Origin of the sequence: Schumannella sp. 10F1B-5-1 (assembly GCF_006517535.1) — a bacterium.
Lineage (GTDB): Bacteria > Actinomycetota > Actinomycetes > Actinomycetales > Microbacteriaceae > Schumannella.
The window spans coordinates 162,996-188,631 of sequence record NZ_VHQH01000040.1 but is presented as its reverse complement, the minus strand read 5'-3'; the positions used below and the strand labels follow the sequence as shown (position 1 = coordinate 188,631).

Annotated in this window: 26 protein-coding genes; 10 read left to right on the top strand and 16 right to left on the bottom strand. The window is 71.8% G+C overall.

Annotation, left to right across the window (positions count from 1 at the left end; translation table 11 throughout):
- Positions 1–74: 74 nt before the first annotated feature.
- Positions 75–2,699, bottom strand: coding sequence for a leucine--tRNA ligase (gene leuS / locus FJ658_RS14390; protein ID WP_141146077.1), 2,625 nt, complete (start codon positions 2,697–2,699; stop codon positions 75–77).
- A gap of 141 nt (positions 2,700–2,840) precedes the next feature.
- The gene (locus FJ658_RS14385) at positions 2,841–4,346 is read right to left on the bottom strand and encodes an anthranilate synthase component I family protein (RefSeq protein WP_255447753.1); all 1,506 of its coding nucleotides are present in this window, start codon (positions 4,344–4,346) and stop codon (positions 2,841–2,843) included.
- Positions 4,347–4,476: 130 nt separating this feature from the next.
- Between FJ658_RS14385 and FJ658_RS14380 the strand changes: the two genes are divergently transcribed.
- Positions 4,477–5,406, top strand: a complete 930-nt coding sequence (locus FJ658_RS14380; RefSeq protein WP_141146076.1) for an aminotransferase class IV — start codon at positions 4,477–4,479, stop codon at positions 5,404–5,406.
- Complete coding sequence (locus FJ658_RS14375; RefSeq protein WP_141146075.1) at positions 5,406–6,080, top strand: DedA family protein; 675 nt, start codon at positions 5,406–5,408, stop codon at positions 6,078–6,080. The genes FJ658_RS14380 and FJ658_RS14375 overlap by 1 nt, the downstream gene beginning before the upstream one ends.
- A gap of 95 nt (positions 6,081–6,175) precedes the next feature.
- Here FJ658_RS14375 and FJ658_RS14370 read toward each other — a convergent pair whose 3' ends face one another.
- The 5 genes from FJ658_RS14370 to FJ658_RS14350 all read right to left on the bottom strand — a co-directional run bounded on the left by FJ658_RS14370 (position 6,176) and on the right by FJ658_RS14350 (position 10,235).
- Positions 6,176–7,084 carry an ABC transporter substrate-binding protein gene (locus tag FJ658_RS14370; RefSeq protein ID WP_141146074.1) on the bottom strand — a complete coding sequence of 303 codons (909 nt, stop codon included), beginning with the start codon at positions 7,082–7,084 and terminating at the stop codon, positions 6,176–6,178.
- A gap of 19 nt (positions 7,085–7,103) precedes the next feature.
- Positions 7,104–7,829, bottom strand: a complete 726-nt coding sequence (locus tag FJ658_RS14365; protein ID WP_141146073.1) for an ABC transporter permease — start codon at positions 7,827–7,829, stop codon at positions 7,104–7,106.
- Complete coding sequence (locus tag FJ658_RS14360; RefSeq protein ID WP_141146072.1) at positions 7,826–8,536, bottom strand: ABC transporter permease; 711 nt, start codon at positions 8,534–8,536, stop codon at positions 7,826–7,828. The genes FJ658_RS14365 and FJ658_RS14360 overlap by 4 nt, the downstream gene beginning before the upstream one ends.
- The gene (locus FJ658_RS14355) at positions 8,533–9,393 is read right to left on the bottom strand and encodes an ABC transporter ATP-binding protein (RefSeq protein ID WP_141146071.1); all 861 of its coding nucleotides are present in this window, start codon (positions 9,391–9,393) and stop codon (positions 8,533–8,535) included. The genes FJ658_RS14360 and FJ658_RS14355 overlap by 4 nt, the downstream gene beginning before the upstream one ends.
- Before the next feature lie 209 nt (positions 9,394–9,602).
- The gene (locus FJ658_RS14350) at positions 9,603–10,235 is read right to left on the bottom strand and encodes a TetR/AcrR family transcriptional regulator (RefSeq protein WP_141146070.1); all 633 of its coding nucleotides are present in this window, start codon (positions 10,233–10,235) and stop codon (positions 9,603–9,605) included.
- 112 nt (positions 10,236–10,347) lie between these two features.
- Here FJ658_RS14350 and FJ658_RS14345 point away from each other — a divergent pair, with 112 nt between their 5' ends.
- The 3 genes from FJ658_RS14345 (at position 10,348) to FJ658_RS14335 (ending at position 13,859) form a co-directional block, all read left to right on the top strand.
- Positions 10,348–11,382 (top strand): App1 family protein, encoded by a 1,035-nt coding sequence (locus FJ658_RS14345; RefSeq protein WP_141146069.1) that lies wholly within the window; start codon positions 10,348–10,350, stop codon positions 11,380–11,382.
- Between the two features lie 87 nt (positions 11,383–11,469).
- Positions 11,470–12,240 (top strand): class I SAM-dependent methyltransferase, encoded by a 771-nt coding sequence (locus FJ658_RS14340; RefSeq protein WP_255447752.1) that lies wholly within the window; start codon positions 11,470–11,472, stop codon positions 12,238–12,240.
- Between the two features lie 515 nt (positions 12,241–12,755).
- Positions 12,756–13,859: a winged helix DNA-binding domain-containing protein gene (locus tag FJ658_RS14335; protein WP_181408464.1), complete on the top strand. Its 1,104-nt coding sequence runs from the start codon at positions 12,756–12,758 to the stop codon at positions 13,857–13,859.
- 27 nt (positions 13,860–13,886) lie between these two features.
- Here FJ658_RS14335 and FJ658_RS14330 read toward each other — a convergent pair whose 3' ends face one another.
- Positions 13,887–14,369 (bottom strand): hypothetical protein, encoded by a 483-nt coding sequence (locus FJ658_RS14330; protein ID WP_141146066.1) that lies wholly within the window; start codon positions 14,367–14,369, stop codon positions 13,887–13,889.
- Positions 14,370–14,495: 126 nt separating this feature from the next.
- On the opposite strand from FJ658_RS14330, the gene FJ658_RS14325 reads away from it, so the two are divergent.
- Positions 14,496–15,305, top strand: coding sequence for a UbiA family prenyltransferase (locus tag FJ658_RS14325; RefSeq protein ID WP_141146065.1), 810 nt, complete (start codon positions 14,496–14,498; stop codon positions 15,303–15,305).
- 86 nt (positions 15,306–15,391) lie between these two features.
- Here FJ658_RS14325 and FJ658_RS14320 read toward each other — a convergent pair whose 3' ends face one another.
- The 3 genes from FJ658_RS14320 to FJ658_RS14310 form a co-directional block, all read right to left on the bottom strand.
- The gene (locus FJ658_RS14320) at positions 15,392–16,762 is read right to left on the bottom strand and encodes a DHA2 family efflux MFS transporter permease subunit (protein WP_141146064.1); all 1,371 of its coding nucleotides are present in this window, start codon (positions 16,760–16,762) and stop codon (positions 15,392–15,394) included.
- A gap of 44 nt (positions 16,763–16,806) precedes the next feature.
- Positions 16,807–17,499, bottom strand: coding sequence for a triacylglycerol lipase (locus FJ658_RS14315; RefSeq protein ID WP_141146063.1), 693 nt, complete (start codon positions 17,497–17,499; stop codon positions 16,807–16,809).
- Between the two features lie 70 nt (positions 17,500–17,569).
- Positions 17,570–18,496 (bottom strand): alpha/beta fold hydrolase, encoded by a 927-nt coding sequence (locus FJ658_RS14310; RefSeq protein ID WP_141146062.1) that lies wholly within the window; start codon positions 18,494–18,496, stop codon positions 17,570–17,572.
- A 69-nt stretch (positions 18,497–18,565) separates the two neighbouring features.
- Between FJ658_RS14310 and FJ658_RS14305 the strand changes: the two genes are divergently transcribed.
- Entirely contained in the window at positions 18,566–19,798 is a 1,233-nt protein-coding gene (locus FJ658_RS14305; RefSeq protein WP_141146061.1) for an FAD-binding protein, read from the top strand.
- Here FJ658_RS14305 and FJ658_RS14300 read toward each other — a convergent pair.
- Together FJ658_RS14300 and FJ658_RS14295 are read right to left on the bottom strand one after the other, a co-directional pair.
- The gene (locus tag FJ658_RS14300) at positions 19,791–20,933 is read right to left on the bottom strand and encodes an LLM class flavin-dependent oxidoreductase (protein WP_141146060.1); all 1,143 of its coding nucleotides are present in this window, start codon (positions 20,931–20,933) and stop codon (positions 19,791–19,793) included. The two genes, FJ658_RS14305 and FJ658_RS14300, sit on opposite strands and share 8 nt — an antisense overlap.
- Positions 20,934–21,006: 73 nt before the next feature.
- Entirely contained in the window at positions 21,007–21,888 is an 882-nt protein-coding gene (locus FJ658_RS14295) for an EamA family transporter (RefSeq protein ID WP_141146190.1), read from the bottom strand.
- 53 nt (positions 21,889–21,941) lie between these two features.
- Between FJ658_RS14295 and FJ658_RS14290 the strand changes: the two genes are divergently transcribed.
- A complete protein-coding gene (locus FJ658_RS14290) occupies positions 21,942–22,415 on the top strand; it encodes a MarR family winged helix-turn-helix transcriptional regulator (protein ID WP_141146059.1) in 474 nt (157 codons plus the stop codon).
- A gap of 87 nt (positions 22,416–22,502) precedes the next feature.
- Here FJ658_RS14290 and FJ658_RS14285 read toward each other — a convergent pair whose 3' ends face one another.
- The 3 genes from FJ658_RS14285 to FJ658_RS14275 all read right to left on the bottom strand — a co-directional run bounded on the left by FJ658_RS14285 (position 22,503) and on the right by FJ658_RS14275 (position 23,951).
- Positions 22,503–22,814, bottom strand: a complete 312-nt coding sequence (locus FJ658_RS14285) for a YciI family protein (protein ID WP_141146058.1) — start codon at positions 22,812–22,814, stop codon at positions 22,503–22,505.
- 85 nt (positions 22,815–22,899) lie between these two features.
- Complete coding sequence (locus FJ658_RS14280; protein WP_141146057.1) at positions 22,900–23,514, bottom strand: LysE family translocator; 615 nt, start codon at positions 23,512–23,514, stop codon at positions 22,900–22,902.
- Positions 23,511–23,951: a DUF4406 domain-containing protein gene (locus tag FJ658_RS14275; RefSeq protein WP_255447751.1), complete on the bottom strand. Its 441-nt coding sequence runs from the start codon at positions 23,949–23,951 to the stop codon at positions 23,511–23,513. Before FJ658_RS14275 ends, FJ658_RS14280 begins: the two co-directional genes overlap by 4 nt.
- Between FJ658_RS14275 and FJ658_RS14270 the strand changes: the two genes are divergently transcribed.
- Together FJ658_RS14270 and FJ658_RS14265 are read left to right on the top strand one after the other, a co-directional pair.
- Positions 23,950–24,696, top strand: a complete 747-nt coding sequence (locus tag FJ658_RS14270; protein ID WP_141146056.1) for a DeoR/GlpR family DNA-binding transcription regulator — start codon at positions 23,950–23,952, stop codon at positions 24,694–24,696. The two genes, FJ658_RS14275 and FJ658_RS14270, sit on opposite strands and share 2 nt — an antisense overlap.
- A 200-nt stretch (positions 24,697–24,896) precedes the next feature.
- On the top strand, positions 24,897–25,589 hold the full coding sequence (locus FJ658_RS14265; RefSeq protein ID WP_141146055.1) for an endonuclease/exonuclease/phosphatase family protein: 693 nt from the start codon (positions 24,897–24,899) through the stop codon (positions 25,587–25,589).
- The last annotated feature ends 47 nt before the right edge of the window (positions 25,590–25,636 follow it).

Genomic DNA, 25,636 nt, shown 5'->3' with positions numbered 1-25,636 from the left:
GGCCGTCGCGTCTGGGGAGGAGAGTCGAAGCAAGCGAACCGGGAAACGGCGCGCCGAGAAAGCTCCGAGCTCCCCTAGCTCTGCGGCTTCGTCGCGATCGACACCACGCGCGGCGCGCGCACGACCACGTTGACGATCTCGCGGTCGCCCACCGAGCGCTGCACGGCGGCCGAGTCGCGGGCCAGCTTCTCGAGGTCGTCGGTCGAGATCGTGGGCGCCACCTCGAGGCGGTCGCGCACCTTGCCGTCAACCTGCACGACCGCGGTCACCGACTCCTCGACCAGCAGGTCGGGGTCCGCCTTGCGCAGACCGGCGAAGGCGACCGTCTTCTCGTAGCCGAGGCGGTGCCACATGTCCTCGGCCGTGTAGGGCGCGAAGAGGCTGAGCAGCACGGCGACGACCTCGGTCGCCTCGCGCACGGCGGGGTCGCCGGCGCCCGGGCCGTTGTCGATCGTCTTGCGGATGACGTTGACGAGCTCCATGAGGCGCGCGACGACGACGTTGAACTTGAACGCCTCGACCAGGCCGGGCGCGTCGGACAGCAGGCGGTGCGTGGCGCGACGCAGCGTCGCATCCCCGCCCTTCCACTCGACCTCGGGCGCGCTCGTGACCTCGCCCGACAGGCGCCAGGCGCGGGCCAGGAACTTCGCCGAGCCGGTCGGCGACACGTCGGCCCAGTCGATGTCGTCCTCCGGCGGGCCGGCGAACGCCATCGTGAGGCGGATCGCGTCGCTGCCGTACTGGTCGAGCTGCTCCGAGAGGCGCACGATGTTGCCGCGGCTCTTCGACATCGCCGAGCCCTCCATGATCACCATGCCCTGGTTCAGCAGCGCGCTGAACGGCTCGGTGAACGAGATGTAGCCCAGGTCGAACAGCACCTTCGTGATGAAGCGCGCATAGAGCAGGTGCAGGATCGCGTGGGTCACGCCGCCGACGTACTGGTCGACGGGCGCCCACTTCTCGGCCTCGGCCGGGTCGAAGGCCTGCGTGTCGTCGTTGGGCGACAGGAAGCGCAGCGGGTACCACGACGAATCGACGAAGGTGTCCATCGTGTCGGGGTCGCGGCGCGCGGGCGAGCCGTCGCGCGGGTCGGGCACGTTGACCCAGTCCTCGGCCGCGCCGAGCGGCGAGGTGCCCTTCGGCTGCAGGTCGAGTCCCTCGGTCGACGGCAGCTTCACCGGCAGCTGCTCCTGCGGAACCGGGATCAGCTCGCCGTCGGCGCCGTGGATGATCGGGATCGGCGTTCCCCAGAAGCGCTGGCGCGAGATCAGCCAGTCGCGCAGGCGGTAGGTCTTGGCCGCGCGGCCGGTCCCCGCATCCTCGAGCAGCTGGATCATGCGCCCGATCGCGTTGGTCTTGCTCAGACCGTCGAGCGGGCCCGAGTTGATCATCCGGCCGTCGCCCGACAGCGCCGTCCCGGTCGACGCGGGATCGAGCTGCGGGATGTCGCCCGACTCGAGCATCTCCTCGGTGATGACCGGGATGGCGCCCGTGACGGGCGCGTTCGTGTCGACGACCACGCGCACCGGCAGGCCGAACGTGATCGCGAAGTCGAGGTCGCGCTGGTCGTGGGCGGGCACGGCCATGACGGCGCCGTGGCCGTAGTCGGCCAGCACGTAGTCGGCGGCCCAGATCGGGATGCGCTCGCCGTTCACCGGGTTGATGGCGTAGCGGCCCAGCGGCACGCCGGTCTTCTCGCGCGTCGCATCCTGGCGGTCGATCTCGCTCGTGCGCTGCGTCCGCTCCAGGTAGTCCTGGAAGCGCATCCGGGTCTCGGCGTCGGCGCCGGCGGCCAGCTCGGCCGCCAGGTCGCCGTCGGGCGCGATGACCATGAAGGTCGCGCCGAACAGGGTGTCGGGGCGCGTGGTGAAGACGGTGACCTTGGCGTCACGGCCCTCGACGACGAAGTCGACCTCGGCGCCGCGCGAGCGGCCGATCCAGTTGCGCTGCATGGCCAGCACCTTCGACGGCCACGAGCCCTCGAGCTGGTTCAGGTCGTCGAGCAGGCGGTCGGCGTAGTCGGTGATCTTGAGGTACCACTGCGTCAGCTGCTTCTTGGTGACCAGGTTGTCGCAGCGCTCGCAGCGGCCGTCGACGACCTGCTCGTTCGCCAGCACGGTCTGGTCGAAGGGGCACCAGTTGACCCAGCTGGCCTTGCGGTAGGCGAGGCCCTTCTCGAACATCTTCAGGAACAGCCACTGGTTCCACTTGTAGTACTCGGGGTCGCTCGTGTGCAGCACGCGGTCCCAGTCGAAGCTGGCGCCCAGCCGCTTCATCGACTGCTTCTGCTGCTCGATGTTGGCGTAGGTCCACTCGCGCGGGTCGATGCCGCGCTTGATCGCGGCGCCCTCGGCGGGCAGGCCGAAGCTGTCCCAGCCGATCGGGTGCAGAACGCGGAATCCCTGCTGACGCCAGTAGCGCGCGATGACGTCGCCGAAGGTGTACGCCTCGGCGTGACCCATGTGCAGGTCGCCCGAGGGGTAGGGGAACATGTCGAGCACGTACTTGCGCGGACGCTTGTCGTCGGGGTCGTCCGTGCGGAACGGGCGCTGCTCCTCCCACACCGGAAGCCAGGTGGCCTCGATGCGGGCGAAGTCGTACTCGTTCTCGTCGGGCTGGGTCGCGCGGTCGTGCTGGGTCACGGAGCTCTCATTCGGTGGGGTGTCGGATGCGAGAGCGGCACACGAGGGCCTGGGCATCCGCCTTACAGAGTAGTCAACGCCCCGCACGCTCCTGCGCTTCCCCGGCAGGGGCGGGTGCGGGAGGCGGTCGGGCCCCTCGATCGGTCGGGCCCGGGATGCTCGGCCCAGGTCGGCTCAGGATGCTCGGGTCAGGTCGGCTCAGGCCGGCTCGGCCTGCTCGACCGCTCCGAGCGCGGCGAGCAGCGGCGCCGCCTTGACCCGGGTCTCGGCAAGCTCCTCGTCGGGGTCGGAGAGCGCCGTGATGCCGCCGCCCGTGCCGATGCGCACCGCGGTCCGGCCGGCCGCATCAGCGTCGGCCGCGTCCGTATCGGTCGCGTCGCCGCCCGCGTCCTCGATCACGATCGTGCGGATCGTCATCGCCAGGTCGGCGCCGCCGTCGACCCCGAGGTAGCCGAACGCGCCGGCGTAGGCGCCGCGGGCGCGCTGCTCGAGCGCGTCGAGGATCTCGGTCGCGCGCCGCTTCGGCGCCCCGGTCATCGACCCGGCCGGGAAGCAGCTCGCGAGCGCGTCGACCGCATCCAGCCCGGGCCGCAGCCGCGCCCGCACCGTGCTGACGAGCTGGTGCACCTGCGCATAGCTCTCGACCTCGAGCAGCGCGGTCACCTCGACCGAGCCGGGCTCGCCGATGCGCGTGAGGTCGTTGCGCATGAGGTCGACGATCATCAGGTTCTCGGCGCGCTCCTTGTCGCTCGCCAGCAGCTCGGCCGCGAGCCGCGCGTCGTCGGCCGGGTCGGCGGAGCGCGGGCGCGTTCCCTTGATCGGGCTCGTCGACACGACGCCGTCGGGCGTCACGTCGAGGAAGCGCTCGGGCGAGGCGCTCACGAGCGTCGTGCCGCCGACGCGCAGCAGGGCCCCGTGGTGCGTCGGACTCGCCGCGCGCACGCGGCGGTGCAGCTCGATCGGGTCGGGGCGCGCATCCACCCGCACCTCGGTCGTCAGGCACAGCTGATAGGCCTCGCCGTCGCGGATCGCCGCCTGGCAGGCGCGCACCTGGGCGAGGTAGTCGGCGTCGGAGGTCGCACGCACGGCGGTCGCCGGCGTCGGCCAGACAGGGCCGGGCAGTGGATGCGCGGCCGCCCGATCCGCGATCAGCTCGCCCGCGAGCGCATCGCGCCAGCGCGCGAGCTCGGGCGTCCAGGCGGCGCCGAGCGCCAGCAGCTCGGCCGTGCCGTCGGGATGCACGGCCACGGCGCGGTCGACACGGAGGAAACCGGCCGGCACCCCCGCGGCGGGGTCGGCGTGCGGCACGGCGGCGCCCGTGGTCTCGCCGCGCAGCTCGTAGCCGAGCCACCCGATCAGGCCGAGCGGGGTGCGCGATGCGGCATCGGGGCGCGAGCTCGACGCGCTCGACGCGGGCTCGTCGTCCGGGTCCTCCGCGCGGCTGATCTCGCCGCGGTCGAGGCCGACGCCGTGCCGCTCCCGCATCGCCGCCAGCTCGGCCGCCAGCTGAGGCAGCACCGGCGCGCCGGCGTCGAGCTCGACCCGCTCCCCCGCGGCGATCCAGGCCGGTCCGTCGGCGCCGCTGTCGAGCCAGACCCCGTCCGGCCGCTCCGCGATCGGCAGCCGCTCGCCGAGCACGAGGGCGGCGACCCGCTCGGGATCGAATCCGTCTCCGAGCGGATGCCGCAGGAGTCGGTCGCGCATACCGTGATCCTAGGGAGGCGAGGGCCGGACGACCGGGCGCGTGCGGCTCGCCGCGGCCCCCCGCCGCCGCCCACCCCGACTCCCGCCCCGCTCCCGACGCGCTCCCGATCTGCTCCCCTACGGTGAACCCATGACCACGACGTACCGCTGGCAGCGCGGCCCGCTCGCCCCGGCCGACGACTGCGACGTGGTGCCGAGCCGGGTGCTCGCCGCCGACTCCTGGCTTGTCGTCGACGGGCGCGTGCGCGGCCTCGGTCTGCACCGTTCGCGCTTCGCTGATGCGGTCGCCGCGGCGAGCGCGATCGACGCCGGCACCGCCGATGTCGACGCGGTGCTCACGGTCGTGCCGGATCCGCTGGTCGACGCGGCCGACCTCGACGACTTCTGGGATGCGGCGCTCGCGCTGATCCCCCGCGAGGGCTCGTGGTTCCCGCGCGTCGAGCTCGTGGGGCCCGCCGAGGGCAGCGAGCGCGCCCCGGAGCTGCGCTTCCGCCTGCGGCCGGCCCCCGAGCTGCGCTCGAGCGTCCGCCTCGTCACCGCGGCGCGCGACCCGCGCACGCAGCCGCGCGTGAAGGGCCCCGACCTCGCCGCGATGACCGCTCTGCGCGCGGCCGCGCAGGGTCTCGGCGCCGACGAGGCCGTCGTGCTCGAAGCCGACGGTGCGGTCGCCGAGGGCTCGACGACCTGCCTGCTGTGGTGGCGCGGCGACATGCTCTGCGTGCCCGAGGACGACATCGCGCGCGTCGACAGCGTGACGCTGCGCAGCATCCTCGCCCTGGCGACCGCGCTGGGCCTCGACGTGCTGCACGAGCGCGCGACGCCGAGCGAGCTCGACGGCCTCGAGATCTGGGCCGTCAACGCGGTGCACGGGGTGCGCATCGTGACCGAGTGGATCGACGGCCCCGCGCCCGCCGAGCTGCCGGGGCGCCGCGCCGAGTGGCAGGCGCGCCTCGACGCGCTGCGCCGCCCGCTGCCGCCCGCGCCCGTGCTCGATCGCGACGCCGAGCCCACCGACGCCGACGCCGACGCCGAGCCCACCGAGGCCGGAGCCGAGCGCTGATGCTCGCGCAGCTCGCCGTCGCCGCGGCCGCCGGATCGGGCGATCCCCTCAGCTGGATCCTCGACCTGGTGCAGTCGGTCGACCCGGTGCTGCGCATCCTGCTGTCGGCGGTCGCGATCTTCTGCGAGACGTCGATCCTGATCGGGCTCATCGTGCCCGGCGACTCGATCGTGCTCGTCTCGGGCACGGCGACCGGGAACACCGTCGAGTACCTCGCACTGCTCGTCGCGGTCATCGTCGGCTCGCTCGGCGGCGAGAGCGTGGGCTTCCTGCTCGGGCGGCTGTTCGGTCCGCGGCTGCGTCACTCGCGGCTCGGGCGTCGCGTCGGCGAGCGCAACTGGATGCGGGCCGAACGCTACCTCGAGCGCCGTGGCGGCCCGGCTGTGTTCCTGTCGCGGTTCCTGCCCGTGCTGCACTCGCTCGTGCCCGTCACGGTCGGCATGAGCGAGATGACCTACCGCCGCTTCCTGTCGTGGACGGCCCCCGCCTGCGTGCTGTGGGCCGGCGCCTACGTCACGGTCGGCTGGCTCGCCGCCGGCAGCTACCGTCAGCTCTCGGCGCAGCTGCACTGGGCCGGCTACCTCTTCGTCGGCGTGATCGTCGTGTTCGTGATCGCCGTCGCGGTCATCAAGAAGCTGATCGAGCGGGCCGAGCGCCGCCACCTCGGCGACTGAGCGGACGCCCGCCGCCACGGGGGCTCGCGCCGCCGCGAACGCGGAACGGCCGCACCCCGGGTGGGGCACGGCCGTTCGACGGGATGCGGCAGCGGCTACTTCAGGAAGCCGTTGTCGGTCAGCCACTTCTTGGCGATGTCGGCCGACGACTTCTTGTCGTCGACGCTCTCGACGTTGAGCGCCACCAGGCCCTCGGCGGTCAGCTTCGCGCTGATCGGGTCGATGACCTTCTTGATCGCGTCGGCCTTGTCGGCGTTGACGATCGGCACCACGTTCGACGACAGGAAGAGCCCGTCCGGGTCCTCCAGCGTCACGAGGTTCTTCGACTTGATCGACGGGTCGGCGCTGTAGATGTCGGCCACGTCGACCGTGCCGGCGACGAGCGCGTCGACCGTCGTGTCACCGGTCGGCTGGAAGGAGACGGTCACGTTGTAGACCGACTTGAGGCCCTCGGGACCGTAGGGGCGCTTCTCGAGCTCGGGCGCGCCGCCCAGCTTCACGTCGCTCACGTTCGCGAGGTCGGCGATGCTCGTCAGGTTGTTCGCCTTCGCGTAGTCGGCGGTCACGTTGTAGGAGTCCTGGTCGGTCGCGGGCGAGTACTGCAGCGCCTCGAGATTCTTCGGCAGCGCCTTCTGCAGCGCGGCGAAGACCTCGTCGGGCTTCGTCTCGGTCGCGTCCTTGTCGTAGTACTGCAGCAGGTTGCCGGTGTACTCGGGGAACAGGTCGAGCTCGCCGCTCTCGAGCGAGGGCATGTAGGCGTCGCGCTGGCCGATGTTGAACTGGCGCTTCACCTTCTGGCCGTCGGCCTCGAGGGCCTGGGCGTAGATCTCGGCGATGATCTCGTTCGAGTAGTAGGCCTGCGATCCGATGACGATCTCGTCGGAGTCGCCGCCCGATCCCGAAGAGAGCGGATCGCTCGAACCGCACCCTGCCAGGGCCAATGCCGCCCCGACCGCGACCGCCGCCAGAGCGGTCAGCCGGCCCTTCTTCCGTGCTGTGAACATGTCGATTCCTATCGGTGATTCAGGTGGTGGGGGTGTCCACCGCCGCGGCCGGGCGGGATGCCCGGGAGCGGGTCTTGCGCGTGTCGAGCCCCTTCGGCCGCACCGCGTTCGCGAGCAGGCCGAAGACGGCGTCGAGCAGGAAGGCGAGCACGATGATGAGGATCGCGCCGCCGAGGATCTGGGAGTAGTCGCGCAGCGGGATGCCCTGCACGATGAAGAAGCCGAGCCCGCCGAGGTTGACGTAGCCGGCGAGAGCGACGGTCGCGACGATCTGCAGCACCGCGCTGCGCAGGCCTCCGACGAGCAGCGGCAGCCCGAGCGGGATCTCGACCTTGGTCAGGATCTGCCACTCGCTCATGCCCACCGCGCGGGCCGCATCCACGGTGCGTCGATCGATCGCCTGCAGTCCCGAGTACGCGCCGGCGAGGATCGACGGGATGCCGAGGATCACGAAGGCGATGAAGGCGCCGACCGCCGTGCGGGTCACGCCGAGCACCAGCACGAGCAGCAGGATGAGACCGAACGACGGCAGCGCGCGCGCCGCGCCCGAGATGGCCACCGCCACCTCGCGTCCTCTGCCGGTGTGCCCGATCAGGTAGCCGACCGGGATCGCGATGGCCGACGCCACGAGCACCGACACGAAGGTGTAGTAGAGGTGCAGCAGGATCGCGCCGCCGATCGAGCTCGAGCCCTGCCAGTTGGCGGGGTCGAGGATCCAGCCGAAGGCCTCGCCGAAGAGGTTCATGAGCCGCCTCCGTCAGGGCTGATGCCGGTCGACACCGCGTTCGGCACCGGCGAGCGTCGCGAGACCTTCGTCGGATGCCCCCGGGTCCACGGCATGAGCGCCCGCCCGAGCAGCACGAGCAGGCCGTCGATCACGAGCGCGACGACCATCGTCATGACCACGCCGGCGAGGATCTCCTCGACGATGCGGCGCTGGAACCCGTTCGTGAACAGGTAGCCGAGGCTGTCGATGCCGAGCAGCGCACCGACCGTGACCAGCGCGATCGTGCTGACCGCGACGACCCGCAGGCCCGCGAGCAGCACGGGTCCGGCGAGCGGGAACTCGACGCCCCAGAAGCGACGCCAGGGCGAGTAGCCCATCGCCGTGGCCGACTGGCGCACCCCCGCATCCACCGAGCCGAAGGCGTCGGCGGCGGCGCGGGCCATGATCGCCACGGCGTAGATCGTGAGCGCGATCGTGACGTTCGACTCGCTGAGGAAGCTCGTGCCGATCAGCGGCGGCAGCAGCGCGAAGAGCGCGAGCGACGGGATCGTGTAGAGCAGCCCGGTGACGGTCAGGATGAGGCCGCGGGTCAGCTTGTAGCGCCAGGCCAGCCAGCCCAGCGGGATCGCCAGCACGAAGCCGACCACGATCGGCAGCACGCTGAGGCGCAGGTGCTCGAGGCTCAGCGATCCGATGAGCCCGAGGTTCTCGAGGACCCAGGTCATGAGCCGCCCGCCCCGGCGCCGCCGACGCCCGCGTTCGCGCCGGCGCTCTCGTCGAGCACGCCGGCCGGGTGCCCGTCGGCGTCGACCACGATGCGGCGCCCCTCGACCTCGCGCACGCTGAGGCGGCGCTTGCCGCGGTCGGCGCCGACGAAGGTGCGCACGAAGTCGTTCGCCGGGTTCGCCAGGATCTGCTCGGGCGCGCCCACCTGCACGATGCGGCCGCCCGGCTCGAGGATGACGACCCGGTCGCCCAGCAGGAACGCCTCGTCGATGTCGTGGGTGACGAACACGATCGTCTTGCCCAGCTCGCGCTGCAGGCGCAGCACCTCCTGCTGCAGCTCGTCGCGCACGATCGGGTCGACCGCGCCGAAGGGCTCGTCCATGAGCAGGATGTTCGGGTCGACGGCGAGGCCGCGCGCGACGCCGACGCGCTGCTGCTGCCCGCCCGAGAGCTGCGAGGGGTAGCGCTCGGCCATGTGCCGGTCGAGGCCCACCGTGTCCATGAGGGCGAGCGCCCGCTCGCGCGCCTCGCGCTTGGGCACGCCGTTCAGCAGCGGCACGGTGGCGATGTTGTCGACGACCTTGCGGTGCGGCAGCAGGCCCGAGTTCTGCATGACGTAGCCGATGCTGCGACGCAGCTTCACCGGCTCGATCGTCGCGACATCCTGCCCATCGATCTCGATCACGCCCGAGGTCGGGTCGACCATGCGGTTGATCATGCGCATGAGCGTCGTCTTGCCCGAGCCGCTCGAGCCCACCAGGACGGTGATCTCGCGCGCGGGGATCTGCAACGAGAAGCCGTCGACGGCGACCGTGCCATCCGGGAACTGCTTCACGACGTCGCGGAACTCGATCATCGGGTGTCTCCTCGCGTCGCGGGGCTCGCGGTGGTGCTCTCGGTGATGGTCATCGGCCCCGCCGACGCGGCGGACCCGACTTGAAGTCAAACACTAGTGACGACCACCGACACGGGCAGGATGCGCGAGAGACCCCGCACACAGCGAACGCGCAGGTGCCTGAGCACCCGCGCGTTCGCGAGGAGGTTCGCCCGAGACGGGCGCGAGGATCAGTGGCGCGGCGGCTCGACGATCGCGTGCAGCAGCTCGCGCGCGCGCTCGATCAGGGTCGCGTCGCCGGCCGGGTCGGCGATGAAGGCCCGCGCGACGAGCGCGTCGGTGACCTCGTATCCGGTCTGCACGGCGAGGCGCATGCGCTCGTCGACGACGACGTTCTCGAAGCGGGCGGCGAGGGCGTCGACGATCTGGTCGGCCACCACCGAGTTGACGGGCTCGCCCTCGGCGGGGCGCAGGTCGATCACGTCGCCCACGCGCAGCGAGGCGAAGCCGGGCTCGGTGCGCACCGCATCCACCATCGTGTCGAAGATCGCGTCGATCGCCGAGATCGAGTCGGCCGAGCCGTCGATCGCGGTCCTGATGCGCTCGACGACGCGCTCGAAATTGCGGGCGGCGAGGCTCTGCAGCACGGCGATGCGGTCAGGGAAGTAGCGGTAGACGGTGCCGATCGAGGCGCCCGCGCGCTCGGCCACCATGGCGGTGGTGAGGCGCTCGTAGCCGATCTCGTCGATGACCTCGGCGGCGGCGTCGAGCAGCGCGGCCAGGCGCGCGGTGCTGCGAGCCTGCACCGGCTCGTTGCGGATCAGGGTGGCGGTGCTGCGCGCCGCGGCAGTGGTCTGGGACATCGGAACTCCTCAAGCCGAGATGATTACTCGGAACTCCTAAGCTGAATCGCCGTCAGTGTAGCCACTGATGTGCGGCGAAAGCTCGACTTCCACCCCGTGACACACTGGGAATATGCCCGAATCGCCACTCCAGTCCGGGGGTGCTCGCCGCGTTCCACACCTCGCGGCGAGGGCAGAAGACGCGTTCCACGCGTTCCGCGAGCGCTGGGGCCGCCGCCGCGGCCTCGTGCCGCGCGTGATCCCCTTCGCCGGCTACGGCGGCGACGGCTGGGTGCGCGTGCTCGCCCGCGTCGTGCTCGCGAAGCCCGACAGCCCGCGCGGCGACCTCGTGCAGGGCGCGCGCGGCTGGCGCAGCTTCACCTCGATCCCGCTCTCGCACGCCGTCGTCACGGTCACGGCGGGCGGACGCACCCACACGCTCACGGCCGATCGCGGCGGCGTCGTCGACGACCGCATCCCCGTCGATCTGCCGCCCGGGCGCACGACGATCGGCATCGCCGCCGAGGGCGACCAGCCGATCGAGGCGACCGTCGCGATCATCGACTCCTCGGCGCGCTTCGGCATCGTCAGCGACGTCGACGACACCGTCATGGTCACGGCGCTGCCGCGCCCCTTCCTCGCCGCCTGGAACACCTTCGTGCTCAACGAGCACGCCCGGCGGCCGGTTCCCGGGATGTCGGTGCTCTACGAGCGGCTCACGAAGCAGCATCCCGGCGCGCCCGTCATCTACCTGTCCACGGGCGCCTGGAACGTCGCGCCGACGCTGACGCGCTTCCTCGGCCGCAACCTCTACCCGAAGGGCGCGCTGCTGCTCACCGACTGGGGGCCGACGCACGACCGCTGGTTCCGCAGCGGGCAGGCGCACAAGCGCGGCAGCCTGCGCCGGCTCGCCGAGGAGTTCCCGAACGTGCGCTGGCTGCTCGTCGGCGACGACGGCCAGCACGACGAGGAGCTCTATGCCGAGTTCGCGCGCGAGCACCCCGAGTCGGTCGCCGCGATCGCGATCCGCCAGCTCACCCCCGGCGAGGCGGTGCTCGCGGGCGGCCGCAGCGCCGCCGAGGAGCGCGGCACCGCCGCGCAGTGGATCTACTCCCCCGACGGCGCCGGTCTCAGCGATCAGCTGAGCGAACTCGGCATCCTGCGCTGAGACCCCGGATGCCGGCGGGGCGCGGTCCCGGATCCGATGCCGCGTCATACAGGCGTCGTTCACGGGCGCGCCCGCTACGGTGAGGCCGTGCCCCGTTTCTCCGACGGCTCCGCCGGCGACGCCGACTACGGCGTCATCGGCGCGGGCTACGCCACGATCCGCCAGCCCGACCCGCGCATCGAGGCGGTGATCTGGGAGGCGCTCGGCGACGCGCGCACCGTCATCGACGTCGGCGCCGGCGCCGGCTCGTACGAACCCCGCGACCGCTACGTCACCGCCGTCGAGCCCTCGGCGTCCATGCGCGCCGAGCGCCCGGCCGACCGCTCCCCCGCGATCGACGGCACCGCCGACCACCTCCCGTTCGACGACGACAGCTTCGACGCGGCCATGGCGACCGTCACCATCCACCAGTGGCCCGACCTCGAGGCCGGCCTCGCCGAGCTGCGTCGCGTGGCCCGCGGCCCGGTCGTGCTGCTCACCTTCACGCCCGAGGTGCCCGAGGACTGGTGGATGCCGCACTACGTGCCCGAGCTGTTCGCGGTCGAGGCCGCGCGCATGCCGGGCATCGACCGCATCGTCGCGGCCCTCGGCCCCAGCACCACGGCCGACATCGTGCCGGTGCCCAGCGACTGCATCGACGGCTTCGGCCAGGCCTTCTACGCGCGCCCCGAGCGTACCCTCGACCCCGAGATCCGCCGCGCGATGTCGGCGTGGACCTTCGTCGAACCCGAGGTCGCCCAGCGCTACACCGACACCCTCACGGCCGATCTCGCCTCGGGCGAGTGGGAGCGCACCTGGGGCGAGTTCCGGTCGAAGGCCGTGTTCGACGTCGGCCTGCGCCTCATCGTCGCCCGCTGACGCCGGGCGCCGCGGCGCGCCCGCCTGAGGCGCTCATGCGAGAGGCCTGACCGCGGGCCGGTAGACCCGTCTGTCCTCCTTGACGGGGATGCGATGCGCACGGTGTCATGGTGCGGTTCCGTCGATCCCCCCATCGGCGGACGCAGGCGCCGGATCTCGATCCGGTTGCTGCTCCTTCCCCCGAGAGGATCAGCCGTGCAGTGCTTCGTGCATCCCGGCTCCCCGTGCGCCGCGAGCGCGCAGGGAGCGCACGAAGACCAGGACGTCCTCGTCGGAGCTCCGCTCCGCGAGGGGTAGGACTCCACCCTCGGGCCGCCCATCCCCCCAACCGGCGGCCCGGGGGATGGAGGCCGCGACCCGTCGCGCTCACGATTCCACCCGCACGCCGGCGAATCCGCCCATCCCCCCAACCGGCGGCCCGGGGGATGGAGGCCGCGCCGTGCTTCGCATCACGCTCGGATGGTGGCCATGCCCCCTGCTCCCCCGCCGTCGGAGGCCGCGGCCATACTGACGGCATGAGCCTCACGAGCGATCGGCGCCGCATCGCGCAGTTGCGGGAGACCGCGCTCGGCCTCGGCTCACCGCGGCCGGCCACCGCATCCGCCGCCGTAGGAGACCTGCTCGCGATGCAAGCGCAGGACCTGCCCGGCGCGCTCTGGTCGATCGGCGTGCGCACGGGCCTCACGGCCGACGAGGTGCGCGCGGCGCACGAAGCCGGCGACCTGGTGCGCAGCTGGCCGATGCGCGGAACGCTGCACCTGCTGCGGCCGGCCGACCTGAGATGGATGCTCGCCCTCACGGGTGAGCGCCAGCATCGGTCGGCGGCGGCGCGGCATCGCGACCTCGGGCTCGACGAGGCGCAGTTCGCCCGCGCCGCCGAGATCGCGCGGGCCGAGCTGGAGGGCGGCGGGCGCCTCGACCGCGCCGACCTCCTGGCCGCGTTCGTCGCGGGCGGCGTTCCGATCGACGGCCAGCGCGGCGCGCACCTCATCGGCGCGCTCGCTCACCGGGTCGCGATCGTGCTGACCGGCCCGAGCGAGTTCGCGTGCGCCGACGACGTGCTGCCGGCCGCCGACCCGCTCGACCGCGACACCGCTCTCGCTCGATTGGCCGAGCTCTATCTCGCGGGCCACGGCCCCGCCGACGAGCGCGACCTCGCCTGGTGGGCGGGCATCCCCCTCGGCGACGCGCGCCGCGGAATCGCCGCCGCGCGGGAGCACCCCGAGTCGGTCGAGCTCGAGGAGATCGCGATCGGCGAGCGTCGGCTGCTCGCCCGCGTCGGGCTCGAGCCGGCCGCATCCACGCTGCGACTGCTGCCGGGATTCGACGAGCTGCTGCTCGGCTACACCGATCGCACCGCGACCCTGCACGAGCTGCCTCTCGAGGCGGTCGTGCCCGGGCGCAACGGGATGTTCCTGCCGACCGTGGTGATCGACGGCCGGGTCGTCGCCACGTGGAAGCGCACGGCGACTGCGCGGCGCGTGCGCGTGGCGGTCAGCGTGCTGACGAGCATCCCGAGCTCGAAGCGCGCCGCGCTCGAGCGTGCCGCGCGTGGCTACGTCGAGCATCTGGGCCGGCCGGCTGATCAGCTCGAGCTGACGGCGGTCGACGGCGGCTGAGATCGCCGGCGCGGACGCGCCCGGTGATCAGGCGGGGATGTGGTCGAGCCAGCTGAGGCTCGCGAACTCCTCGACCGTGATGCCGAGCTTGTCGAGGTCGGCCGCGACCTGGCTGCGCAGCTCGTCGATCTCGACGCCCTCGCGCACGAGCAGGTCGACGCCCGCCGGCGTGACGGCCGAGCGCTCGAAGCGCAGGGCGATGATGTCGCCGTCGATGCCGGTGACCTGCCAGCGGCTGCTGAGCAGGCCGAGAACGCCGCGCCCACGCCACACGAAGCCCTCGCCGCGCTGGCGATCGGTGCCGAGGATCGTGCGGGGCACGCCCTTGCGCTCGTCGCGGTAGTGCACGGTGTCGCGCAGCCGCAGCGGGTCGCTCGCGATGAGCTCGTACTCGAACACCGGATCGCGGTTCTCGGGCTTGAGCCACATCGGGAAGTTGGTCGCGCGGAGCGTCCAGCGCCCGGGCAGGGCGTCCGCCAGTTCGGCGGTGCTGGGAGCGTCGATCGTCATCGGGATTCAGAGTAGTCGCGCGGGGCTGAGCGACAGGTGAAGCCGCGCCCGGCGCGGGCCGAGTGCCGGCTGTGTCGCGCGCGCCGCTCGCGCCGCGAGATCGACCGCGCCGCCTACGCTGACCGCATGCCCGCCGCCGCCCCGCTCGCGCTGCTGCGGTCGAGCCATCCGGGCCCGACCGTCGTGGTCACCGCGGTGGCGGCAGGACTCGCGGCGGCCGCCGGAGCGGCACCGCTCGATGTCGGTCTCGTGGCGGCGACCGTGCTCGCGAACCAGCTGTCGATCGGCATCGCCAACGACGTCGTGGATGCGCCCCGCGACCGTGCCGCCGGCCGCCGCGACAAGCCGATCGCGGCCGGCGCCGTCGGCCGCCGCACGGCGCTGATCGTCGCGCTGGTGCTGGCTGCGGCATCCCTCGCCCTGGCGGCGCTCGTGTCGCCGCTCACGCTCCTCGCCGCCGGCGTGCTGCTCGTCGCGGGCTGGGCCTACGACCTGCTGCTCAAGGCGACCCCGGCGTCCCTGCTCTGCTATCTCGCCGGCTTCGCCGCTCTGCCGACGATCGCGACCGGCGCGCTCGCCGAGCCGCGGCTCGCCGCCTGGTGGGCCGGACTCGCGGCGGCGCTGCTCGGCGCGGCGGCGCATTTGGCGAACGTGCTGCCCGACCTCGACCACGATCGGGCGGCGGGGGTGCGCGGGCTCCCCCAGCGGCTCGGTCGGCGCGGCAGCCGGGTCGGCTGCGCCGTGCTGCTGGTCGCGACGGGGGCCGCGCTGCTGGGCGCCGGCGCGCATCCGGCCGTCATCGTGGCGATCGCGATCGCCCTGGTCGCGGCGCCCTTCGCGCTGACGCTGCCGGGGCGCGCGGCGTTCCGGCTCGTGATGGGCGTGGCGCTCGTGCTGGTGATCGCGCTCGTCGCGGCGGGCGCCGGGAGGCTCTGAGGTCGAGAACCCGACCAGGACGTCGACCGCGCCGCCCGCTCGACCTGCTCGACCTCGACCGACCTCGACCGACCTCCTCGACAGACCTACTCGACCGCGGCCGGCTTGCGGTCGCGGATGCCGATCGCCGACACGACCCCGCCGAGCGCGAGCAGCACGGCCGAGACGATCACCCCGCGGCGGAAGCCGTCGAAGTCGAGCTGGCCGCCGACGATGACCGAGAGCAGCGCGATCGCGACGAGGCCGGCGACGCGGGCGATCGCGTTGTTGACCGCCGAGGCGATGCCCGAGCGGCCGGGCTCGATCGCGCCGAGCACCGCCGAGGTGAGCGGCGACACGGTCAGCGTGAGGCCGATGCCGAACACGAGCACGCCCGGCAGCAGCTGCAGCCAGTAGTCGCGGCCGAAGTGGAAGTCGGGCGTGATGAGCAGATAGAGCAGCGTGCCGCCCGCGGCGAGGATCGGGCCCGCCGTCATGAACCAGCGCGAGCCCCAGCGGCCGGCGAGCGCGCCGACGCGTGAGCTCAGCGCGATCATGATGATCGTCGACGGCAGCGAGGCCAGACCGGCGAGCGTCGCCGCGACGCCGAGCCCCTGCTGCAGGTAGACGCCGATGAGGAAGCTGCTGAGCGAGAGCGCCGCGTAGATGAAGGTCGTCGCCAGGTTGCCCCAGGCGAAGTCACGCACCCGGAACAGCGAGGGCGGCATCATCGGCTGCTTCGCGCGGAACTGGTGCACCAGGAATCCGATGAACGCCGCGGCCCCGCCGATCGCGGTCACCAGGATGAGCGGGCTCCCCCAGCCCAGGTTCGGCTGCTCGATGAGCGCGAAGACGATGCCGGCCAGGCCGAGCGTGCCGAGCACGGCGCCCAGCACATCCACGTTCGCCTCGGGCGTGCGCTCGTCGCGCCGGTGCAGGCGCACGAGCAGCACGAAGACCACCGCGATCGGGATCACGTTGATGAGGAAGACGAGCCGCCAGCTGAGCAGGTCGACGAACACGCCGCCGATCACCGGTCCGGCGATCATCGCGACCGTCGTGAGGCCGGTCCACAGTCCGATCGCCCTCGACTGGGCCGCGCCGCTGAAGGTCGAGGTGATGAGCGCGAGCGAGCTCGGCACGAGCAGCGCGCCGCCCACGCCCTGCAGCGCGCGGGCCACGATGAGGAACTCGACCGTCGGCGCCGCGGCGATCGCGACCGAGGTCACGCCGAAGACGATCAGGCCGACCCAGAGCACCCGGATGCGGCCGTAGACGTCGCTGATCGAGCCGGCGACCAGGATGAGGGCGCCGAGCGTGATGAGGTACGCATCCACGATCCACTGCTGCGCCGCGAGCCCGCCGCCCAGCTCCTCGCGGATGTGCGCCAGGGCGACCGTGACGACGGTGCCGTCGAGGAAGGAGACGAACGACGCCAGCACGGCGATCGCCAGCACCAGCCGCTGCTCTCGGGTCATGCCCGCACACTATTGCGGGTCACCGACGTCGCGCTCGCCCGCGCTCAGACGTCGGGCCGCGCGGCGCCGTCGACCGCGTCGACCACGGCCTGGATGCCGCGCTCGTCGAACAGCAGCTGGAAGTGCCCGGCCATGCGCAGCGGCACGTTCACGGCGCCCTCGAGTCGGCTGCCCTCGGGCACGTGCGGGTCGACGACGGGGTAGATCGAGGTGATGCGGGCGTTGACGCGCGACTCCGCGGCGAGCGCGGTCAGCAGCGGGTCGCCGATGCGGAACTCCTGCAGCGCCCGCTGCGGCATGAACCGCGCCATGCGGGAACCGCCGAAGGGGCTCGCCATCGTCACCATCCGGTCGATGCGCTGCTCGGTGTCGTCGATCGCCAGCAGGTGCTTGCCGATGATGCCGCCCTTGGAATGCGCCACGAGGATGACGTCGCGCAGGTCGCGCTCGACGATCTCGCGCCAGACCTCGGTCGCCGTCTCGGGGATCGGGCCCGAGTTCCAGCGCAGCGAGGGCAGCGCGATGACCGGATGCCCGGCCCGGGCCAGGCGGTCGCCGACGGCCTCGAGGTAGTTCCACGTCTCGTAGACGCCGGGGATGAGCACGATCGGCGCGCGGTCGCCCTCGGCCCAGCGGCTCGGCACCGGCACGTGGAGTCCCCGCGCCCGCGCGCGCAGCGCCCAGGGGTAGTCGCGCAGCAGGAAGCGCACGCGGCGGCCGGGCGAGGCGGCGGTCATCGCGGGCGCACCGCCCACGAGCGCGCTGTCGACGGGACGCGCATCTCCTCGCCGCTCATCGACGTCGCCATCACCTCGCCCACTCCGCGATGTGCTTCGCGATCTGCCTCGGGTCGGTGTGCATGACCACGTGGGGGCCCTTGACCGTCCGGTACTCGCCGTCGCGCAGGCCCTCGGCGAACTTCTGCCCCCACGCGACGCTGACGATCACGTCGCGGTCGCCGCAGATGACGAGCACGCGGGCCCGAAGATCCGGCATCCGCAGCTCGGGCTCGTCGGCGAGCAGGTGCGGCGTCTGAGCGAGCATGTAGCGCAGGCCGCACCGGATGAGGTAATCGGTCAGCGCGATGAAGAACACGGTCGGCGTCTCGCGCGGCGCATCGGCGAGCAGACGGCCCAGTGCGGAGCGGAACCGGCGCCGTACGGGTTCGAGCGTGGGCGCCATGAGCACGATGCGTTCGGCGACGTCGGGTTGCCGCTGCGCGAGCAGCGCGACCACGTTGGAGCCCATCGAGTGGCCGACGACGATCGGCGGTCCCGCGGCCGGCCACCGGTCCGCGATGTGCGCGATGACGGCGCCGAGCGCGTCGGCGTGGTCGCCGAGCCCGACATCGCGTCGCGGATCGGGTGCCGCGCCGTAGCCAGGAAGGTCGACGAGGTACACCCTTCCGACGGCCGCGAGCTCGGCAGCGAGCGGCTGGAAGTAGCGTGACGAGACGCCGAGCCCGTGCACGAGCACGAACACGGGCGCGGTGACGTCGTCGACACCCTCGCGCACGGGGAAACGCTTCAGCACGACGGTCAGATCCTGGTGGCCGACGCGGCTCGTGAAGAAGGTCGCGCCGCGGTATCGGCGAGTGCGGTAGAGGTCCTCCTCAGCGGGACCGCGACGTCCGCGACGACGCCAGCGGCGCACCCGCCGAGCGGGCGACGGGGCCTCGGCGGGATCCTGCTCCGACCCGGCGGGCGAGTCGGAGTGCGGCGCCGTGGCGGTCATGCTCCGACTGTAGTGCGGGCGGGAGAGCGGGATCTGCGTCGCCCGAGGTCGGCTGTCTACGCTGAATGCATGGCCGACGAGCTCAACTGGGGACGCAACCTCGTCTACTCCGCCCGCGAACTTCACTGCCCGACCTCGATCGCGCAGCTGCGCGGCATCGTGGCCGCCAGCCGCGGCCTGCGACCGCTCGGCACCCGGCACAGCTTCAGCTCGATCGCCGACACGACGGGCGACCTGATCGACATGACAGCGCTGCCGCGGGTGTTCGAACTCGATCCCGACGCGCAGACCGTGACCGTGGATGCGGGGGTGCGCTACGGCGAGGTGGCGCCGCGCATCCACGCCGCCGGCTTCGCGCTGAAGAACCTGGGTTCGCTGCCGCACATCTCGGTCGGCGGAGCCACCGCGACGGGCACGCACGGCTCGGGGGATGCGAACCCGCCGCTCAGCGCGTCGGTGAGCGCGGTCGAGCTGGTCACGAGCGACGGCGGCACGACCCGGATCGCCCGCGGCGACGACGGCTTCGACGGCGCGGTCGTGTCGCTCGGCGCGCTGGGACTCGCGACGCGCCTGACGCTCGATCTGCTGCCGACCTTCGAGGTGCGGCAGGACAGCTACGAGACCCTCCACTGGGGCGATGTGCTCGACCGGCTCGACGAGCTCTTCGGCGCCGCCTACAGCGTGTGCGCCTTCACCCGCTGGGTCGGCGACGACTTCGGCTCGGCGCTCGTGAAGTCGACCGAGCGCGAGCTGCCCGAGGAGCTGCTGGGCGCCCGGCGCGTGCCCGTGGCGCCCGCCGAGCCGGGGGCCGAGCCCTCGTCGTCGACCGAGGTCGGCGGCGTGCCCGGCCCCTGGCACCTGCGGCTGCCGCACTTCCGCATCGACGCGACGCCGAGCGTCGGCGACGAGCTGCAGTCGGAGTGGTTCGTGCCGCGGGCGCGCGCCCGCGAGGCGCTCGAGCTCGTGCGCGAGCTCGGCGAGGCGATCGAGCCGCACCTGCACGTGGCCGAGATCCGCACGACGGCGGCCGAGACCCAGTGGCTGAGCGGCGCATCCGCAACGGACACGCTCACGATCGGCTTCACCTGGAAGCACCACCCGGCCGAGGTCGGCCGCCTGATCCCGCAGGTCGAGGAGCGGCTCGTGTCGCTCGGCTCGCGCCCGCACTGGGGCAAGCTGACGGCGCAGCGCGACCTCGAGGCGCTCTATCCGCACCTCGACGACTGGCGTGCGCTCGCCGACCGGATGGATCCGCGCGGCAAGCTGCGCAACCGCTGGCTCGACGAGCGCCTGTTCAGCTGAGCGCCGGCGCGGCCGTGGGCTCGGCCGCCAGGATCTCCTTGACGCGCGGCACGACCTCCTCGCCATAGAGACGCACGGCCTCCATCAGGTGGCGGTGCGGCACCGGGCCCGAGGTGTACTTCAGGTCGAAGCGCTGGATGCCGAGCCCCTGCACGGTCGCGGCGATCTTCGCGGCGACCGTCTCGGGCGATCCGACGTAGAGCGAGCCGTGCTCGACCTCGGCCTCGAAGCGGTCGCGAGTGATCGGCGGCCAGCCGCGCTCGGCGCCGATGCGCGCGTTCATCACCTGGTAGTGCGGCCAGAGGATCTCGCGGGCCTGCTCGTCGGTCTCGGCGATGAAGCCGGGCGAGTGCACGCCGATCGGCAGGGGCGCGCTCTCGAGCTGGCCGAGCGCGCGGCGGTAGAGCTGCGCGTAGGGCGCGAAGCGCATCGGCTCACCGCCGATGATCGCGAGCATGAGCGGCAGGCCGTAACGGGCCGCGCGGATGACCGACTCGGGGCTGCCGCCGACGCCGATCCAGGTGCGGATGCGTCCCGACTCGGTCTTGGGGAACACCTCCTGCTCGCTCAGCGGCGGGCGCACGGTGCCGCTCCAGGTCACCGGCCCCTCCTTGAGCAGGTGGGCGAACAGGTCGAGCTTCTCCTCGAACAGCACCTCGTAGTCGGTGAGCGGGAAGCCGAACAGCGGGAACGACTCGGTGAACGAGCCGCGACCCAGCTGCACCTCGGCGCGGCCGTGCGACAGCGCATCCACCGTCGCGAAGCGCTCGAAGACCCGCACGGGCTCGTCGGAGCTCAGCACCGTGACGCCGCTGGCGAGACGGATGCGCTCGGTGCGCGCGGCGATCGCGGCCAGCACGACCTCGGGCGCCGTGATGGCGAAGTCGTCGCGGTGGTGCTCGCCGATCGCGATCGCGTCGACGCCGACCCGGTCGGCGAGCACGGCCTGCTCGACGACGTCGCGGATGACCTGGGCGTGCGGCACCGGGCTGCCGTCGTCGTCGGCGCTCACGTCGCCGAAGGTGCCGAGACCGAACTCGACGGCCTCGAATCCGGCGGGGATGCCGGACTCGGCGGTCGCGGCGGCGTCCGCCGAGTCGGTGCCGGCGGCGGTGTCGTTCGTGCTGTCGCTCATGATGGCTCCATCTTCATGCGTTTGCATCGACATGCGCAACGCCGAGTCACTGTGCGGCATTCCCGCCGGCGACTCATGGAGAGGCCAGGCCACCCCCGTCCGCGCGCCGCGCACGCCTCGCGCGCCCCGACACGGCGACGCCAATGGCTCCGACGACCAGCGCGACTCCGAACCCCTGGGCCGCGACGAGGCGCTCGCCCGCGATCGAGATGCCGATCGCCAGGGCGACGATCGGACTCAGCAGCCCCAGAAACGACGGCGCTCTCGCCGGCAGCGCCGCCAGCCCGCGAAACCAGATGACGTAGGCGAAGGCGGTCCCCGCGACGGTGAGGTACGCGAAGCCGAGGACAGTGCCGGGTTCGAGGTGGAGCTTCGGGAGCGGCTCCGCCAGCGCCGCGATCACGGCGAGCATGAGTCCGCCCGCGACGAGCTGCCATGATGTCGACACGAGCGGAGGCACCTCGCCGGCCCAGCGCTTCGAGAGCACCACCCCGAGAGCCATCGATGATGCCCCGAGGAGCGCGGCGACCACGCCGACCGCATCGAGAGCCGCAGCCGGACGCAACACGATCAGCGCCACTCCGACCACACCAGCTGCGCCGCTCACGATCACACGCCGACTCAGTCGTTCGCCGAGAAGTCTCGACGCGAGGACGGCGACCAGAATCGGCTGTATCCCGCCCACGACCGCGGCGACGCCGCCCGGCAGGCGTCCGGCGGCGATGAAGAGACACGCGAAGAAGGCCGCGATATTGAGTGCGCCGAGCACCAGGGAGCGCCACCACCACGCTCCGTATGGCAGCCGACGCGCGAACACGAGCAGGATGAGGCCCGCCGGCAGAGCCCTCATGGTCGCGATGAGCAAGGGATGCCCGGCCGGGAGGAACGTGCTCGTGACGAAGTAGGTGGTCCCCCACAGCGTCGGCGCGAGCGCTGTGATGGCGATGATCGACATTTTGCTTAGCACGAAGCTACTCTAGCTTAGCGCCAAGATACTAAGGTCGACGCATGGATCACGTGGATCGCATCCTCGAACAATGGCGATCGGAGAGACCCGATCTGGATCCCTCGCCGATGGCGGTGATCGGTCGACTCTCTCGCGTGACGGCGAAGGTCGACGCCGAGCTATCCACCACGTTCAAGAAACACAGCATCGACGGATCGACTTTCGACGTCCTCGCCACGCTCCGTCGACAAGGTCCGCCGTTCCAGCTCACGCCGGCCGAACTCGCCGCCGAGGCGATGATCACGACCGGCGCCGTCGCACAGCGACTCAACCGGCTCGAGTCAGCCGGACTCATCCGTCGGCGACCGGACCCGGAAGACGGACGCGGCAAGCTCGTCGACCTGACGGAGCAGGGACAGGCCCTCGTCGACCGCGTGCTGCCAGATCATCTCGAGACAGAGCATCGACTTCTTCAGGATCTGACGGATGCCGAGCGAGCCGCCCTCGCAGCATTGCTCGCACGCCTCGATCTCTGAACCGGCGAGCATGCCTGATCGGCCAGCTGGCCGACACGGGCCCCCGCGACGACGCCGGAACCGGCGGCAGCCGACCAGCCCGATCGGTCACACGGCAGGCGCTGCGAGCGACTCACGCACGGAAGCCGAATCGAACGCACCAGCGAAGCGGCTCGGATGGAACTCGATCACGGTATGCGTCGCGATCCCGCGAGTCGCGAAAGGGTCCGCAGCGACGGCTGCGGCGACGGCCGCCGCAGAACCAGCAGCGAAGATCACGCCGCCGACCCGAGGGCTTCGGCGTCCCGATGCGAGGAACAAGCCGGTCGCGTAGTGCTCATCGAGCCATTCAGCGTGAGCTTCCAGCGCGGCATCGACCTCGTCGAGCGGCACGACGTAGTCCAGAACCACCACGAACACGTCGCCACGATACGGCACGTGGAGCGCGTCACCGCCGGAGCGGGATGCCGACGTCGACGCCGACCAGCAGACCCTCGGTCGCGCCTCAGCGGCTCTCGATCGCGAGGCGGCCCGCGAGGAGCACGTACGTCGCGGCGAACGAACGACGAATCCACACTGTCACGCGCGGCCGGCGGACGATGTGCTTCCGCACTCCCGCAGCGAACGCTCCATAGAAGGCGAAGACGATGAAGGTCGCGAGCATGAACACGAGGCTCAGCCCGATCATGTGCAACGACTCGTTCTCGGTGCCGGCGGGGACGAACTGCGGGAGGAACGCGAAGAAGAAGATCGTCAGCTTGGGATTGAGGACGTTGATGAGCACCGCGGTGCGGATGATCCGCCAGGGCGACGCGGGCGCCGCGGCGTCACCCTCGAGTGCGATCGCCGAATCGTCGCGGGCAGCTTGCCAAGCCAGGAACAGCAGATAGGCGACGCCGAACCACCTCACGCACTCGAAGGCGATCGCCGAGGCGTTCAGCACGGCGGCGAGGCCGGTGATCGCCGCGATCATGTGCGGAACCACCCCGATCGCGCAGCCGAGCGCGGCGACGACACCGGCGCGGCGCCCCTGGGAGAGGCCGGTGGCGATGCTGTAGATCGCGCCCGTTCCGGGGGTCATCACGACGACGAGCGTGGTGATCATGAACGCGATGCTCATGCGACGACCGATTCGACGCCGGGGATGTGGTCGAGCGCGAAGTACACAGGAAGCCCGCGCTCTCGGGCGATCGCGACGTCCTGGTCGGCGCCGCGCGATTCGCCCGGGAGACGCAGGACCGCGTCGCAGTGCTGGAGCAGTCGCGCCGCCGTGGGGTACATCACCTGACCGGCCAGCGCACCCGCATCGGCCGCCGCGACTCCGTTGGCGCTCGCGCTCGCGAGGATCGGGAGCGCGGCCCATTCGCCGATCATCGGAACGTGCCCGGCGAGGAAGATCGGCCATGCCGCCTTCTCGAGCCGAGCCAGATTCTGCGCAATCAGCGACTCGTCTCCTCCGGTACCGGAGGAGTAGGGGCCGGCGATGAGGATCATCATAGGGTGGGACACCATCGTCACAATACACACAAACGTGCAACAACGGGAAGGATCGTGCATGCTGGCAGCGGCGCGGAAGGAACTGATTCTGCAGAGGTTGCGCACAGCGGGCCGGATCATCGCCAAGGAGACCGCCGTGGAGTTGGGCGTGTCCGAAGACAGCATCCGACGGGATCTCCGCGAGCTGGACGCAGCCGGCCTCGCGGTCCGTGTCTACGGAGGCGCGCTCCCGGCTTCCCCTGCCGTCGCGGACTACGCCACGCGGACGACGGTGGCGACGGAGAGCAAGCGGCGCATCGCCACCCGGGCCATCGAGCTGATCGACCCCGGATCCACGATCATTCTCGACGGCGGCACGACCACGCTCGCGATGGTCGAAGCGCTGCCACGAGACTTCCCGTGCGCCATCATCACGCACAGCCCCACCATCGCCGGCGCGCTCCTCGATCACGACGCCGACGTGTTCCTGATCGGCGGTCAGCTGTTGAAGCACTCCGCCGTCGCCTGCGGCGCCACAGCTGTGGAGGCGGCTAGCCGCATCGGCGCGGACATCTTCTTCCTGGGCGTCACGGGGGTGCACCCCTCCGCCGGACTGACGACCGGCGATCCGGAAGAAGCCGCGATGAAGCGCGCTCTCGCGTCCCGCGCTGCCGACACCTACGTGCTCGGCAGCCAGGAGAAGCTCGGAGTCGCGTCCCGCCACACAGTGCTGCCATTCGACGCGATCACCGCGGTCATCAGCGACCTGCCCGCCGACGAGCAGCTGTCGAGGGATCTCGCGTCTGCGGGAGCTCTGCTGATCTAGGGGAGATGCCCGAACGGCGTCGAACGTGGCGTGCACGCTGATGAGCCTCCTGGGTGCCCGGTGAGACTCCCCCTCGGTCGCGGGTGCGCGGTCTAGCGTCGAAACACGACAGAATGAACCGAGCCTCCGGCGCCGGCGCTCCGAATGCCCGGCGGGAGCTCCCTCGACTCCCGTGACCTCCCCACGACGAAAGCAGATCCGTGCCGTCTGAACTCCGCATCGGCAGCTATAACCTCTGGAAGAACGCCGCCGCCCACGAGCTCGAGCAGCTCGCGCTCGAGCACGAGCTCGACGTGCTGTGCCTGCAGGAGTGCGACAGCAGCAAGCTGCCCGCCACGATCGGCCCCCTGCACCGCGCGGCGTCGACCGAGCGCAACCGTCTGGGCCTGGCGATCTACCACCGCGAAGACGCCTTCTCGGCGCTCGAGACCGCCGTCTTCACGCTGCCCAAGTCGTTCCACGACTACCTCATGTCGCCCGGCGAGGAGCGCCTGCTGGCGATCAAGCTCGTCGACCGCGCCACCGACGAGGAGGTCGTGGTCGCGTCGTTCCACGCCGCGCCGCTGACCACGATGAACTCGGCCCGCCGCCGCCAGATCAAGCTGTCGCACCAGCTGCTCGCCGAGTGGGCGCCCGAGGTGCCGATGCTCATGGTCGGCGACTACAACTACCCTCTGTTCCACGGCGGCCTGCAGAAGCAGATGGACCGCTCGGGCCACGCGCTCACCTTCAGCGACTCGCACACCTACAAGCGCTACCGCTACATCCGCGGGCACTTCGACTTCGTCACCTCGCTCAAGATGCACATCGGCAGCGTCGCGTCGCTGCCGAAGGGCGCGAGCGACCACATGCCGATCCTGGTCAAGGCGACGGCGGTGACCGCTGCCGTCTGAGCGGCGGTCGGCGGCGGTCTCGGATTCGGCGGCGGAGCAGACGGCGG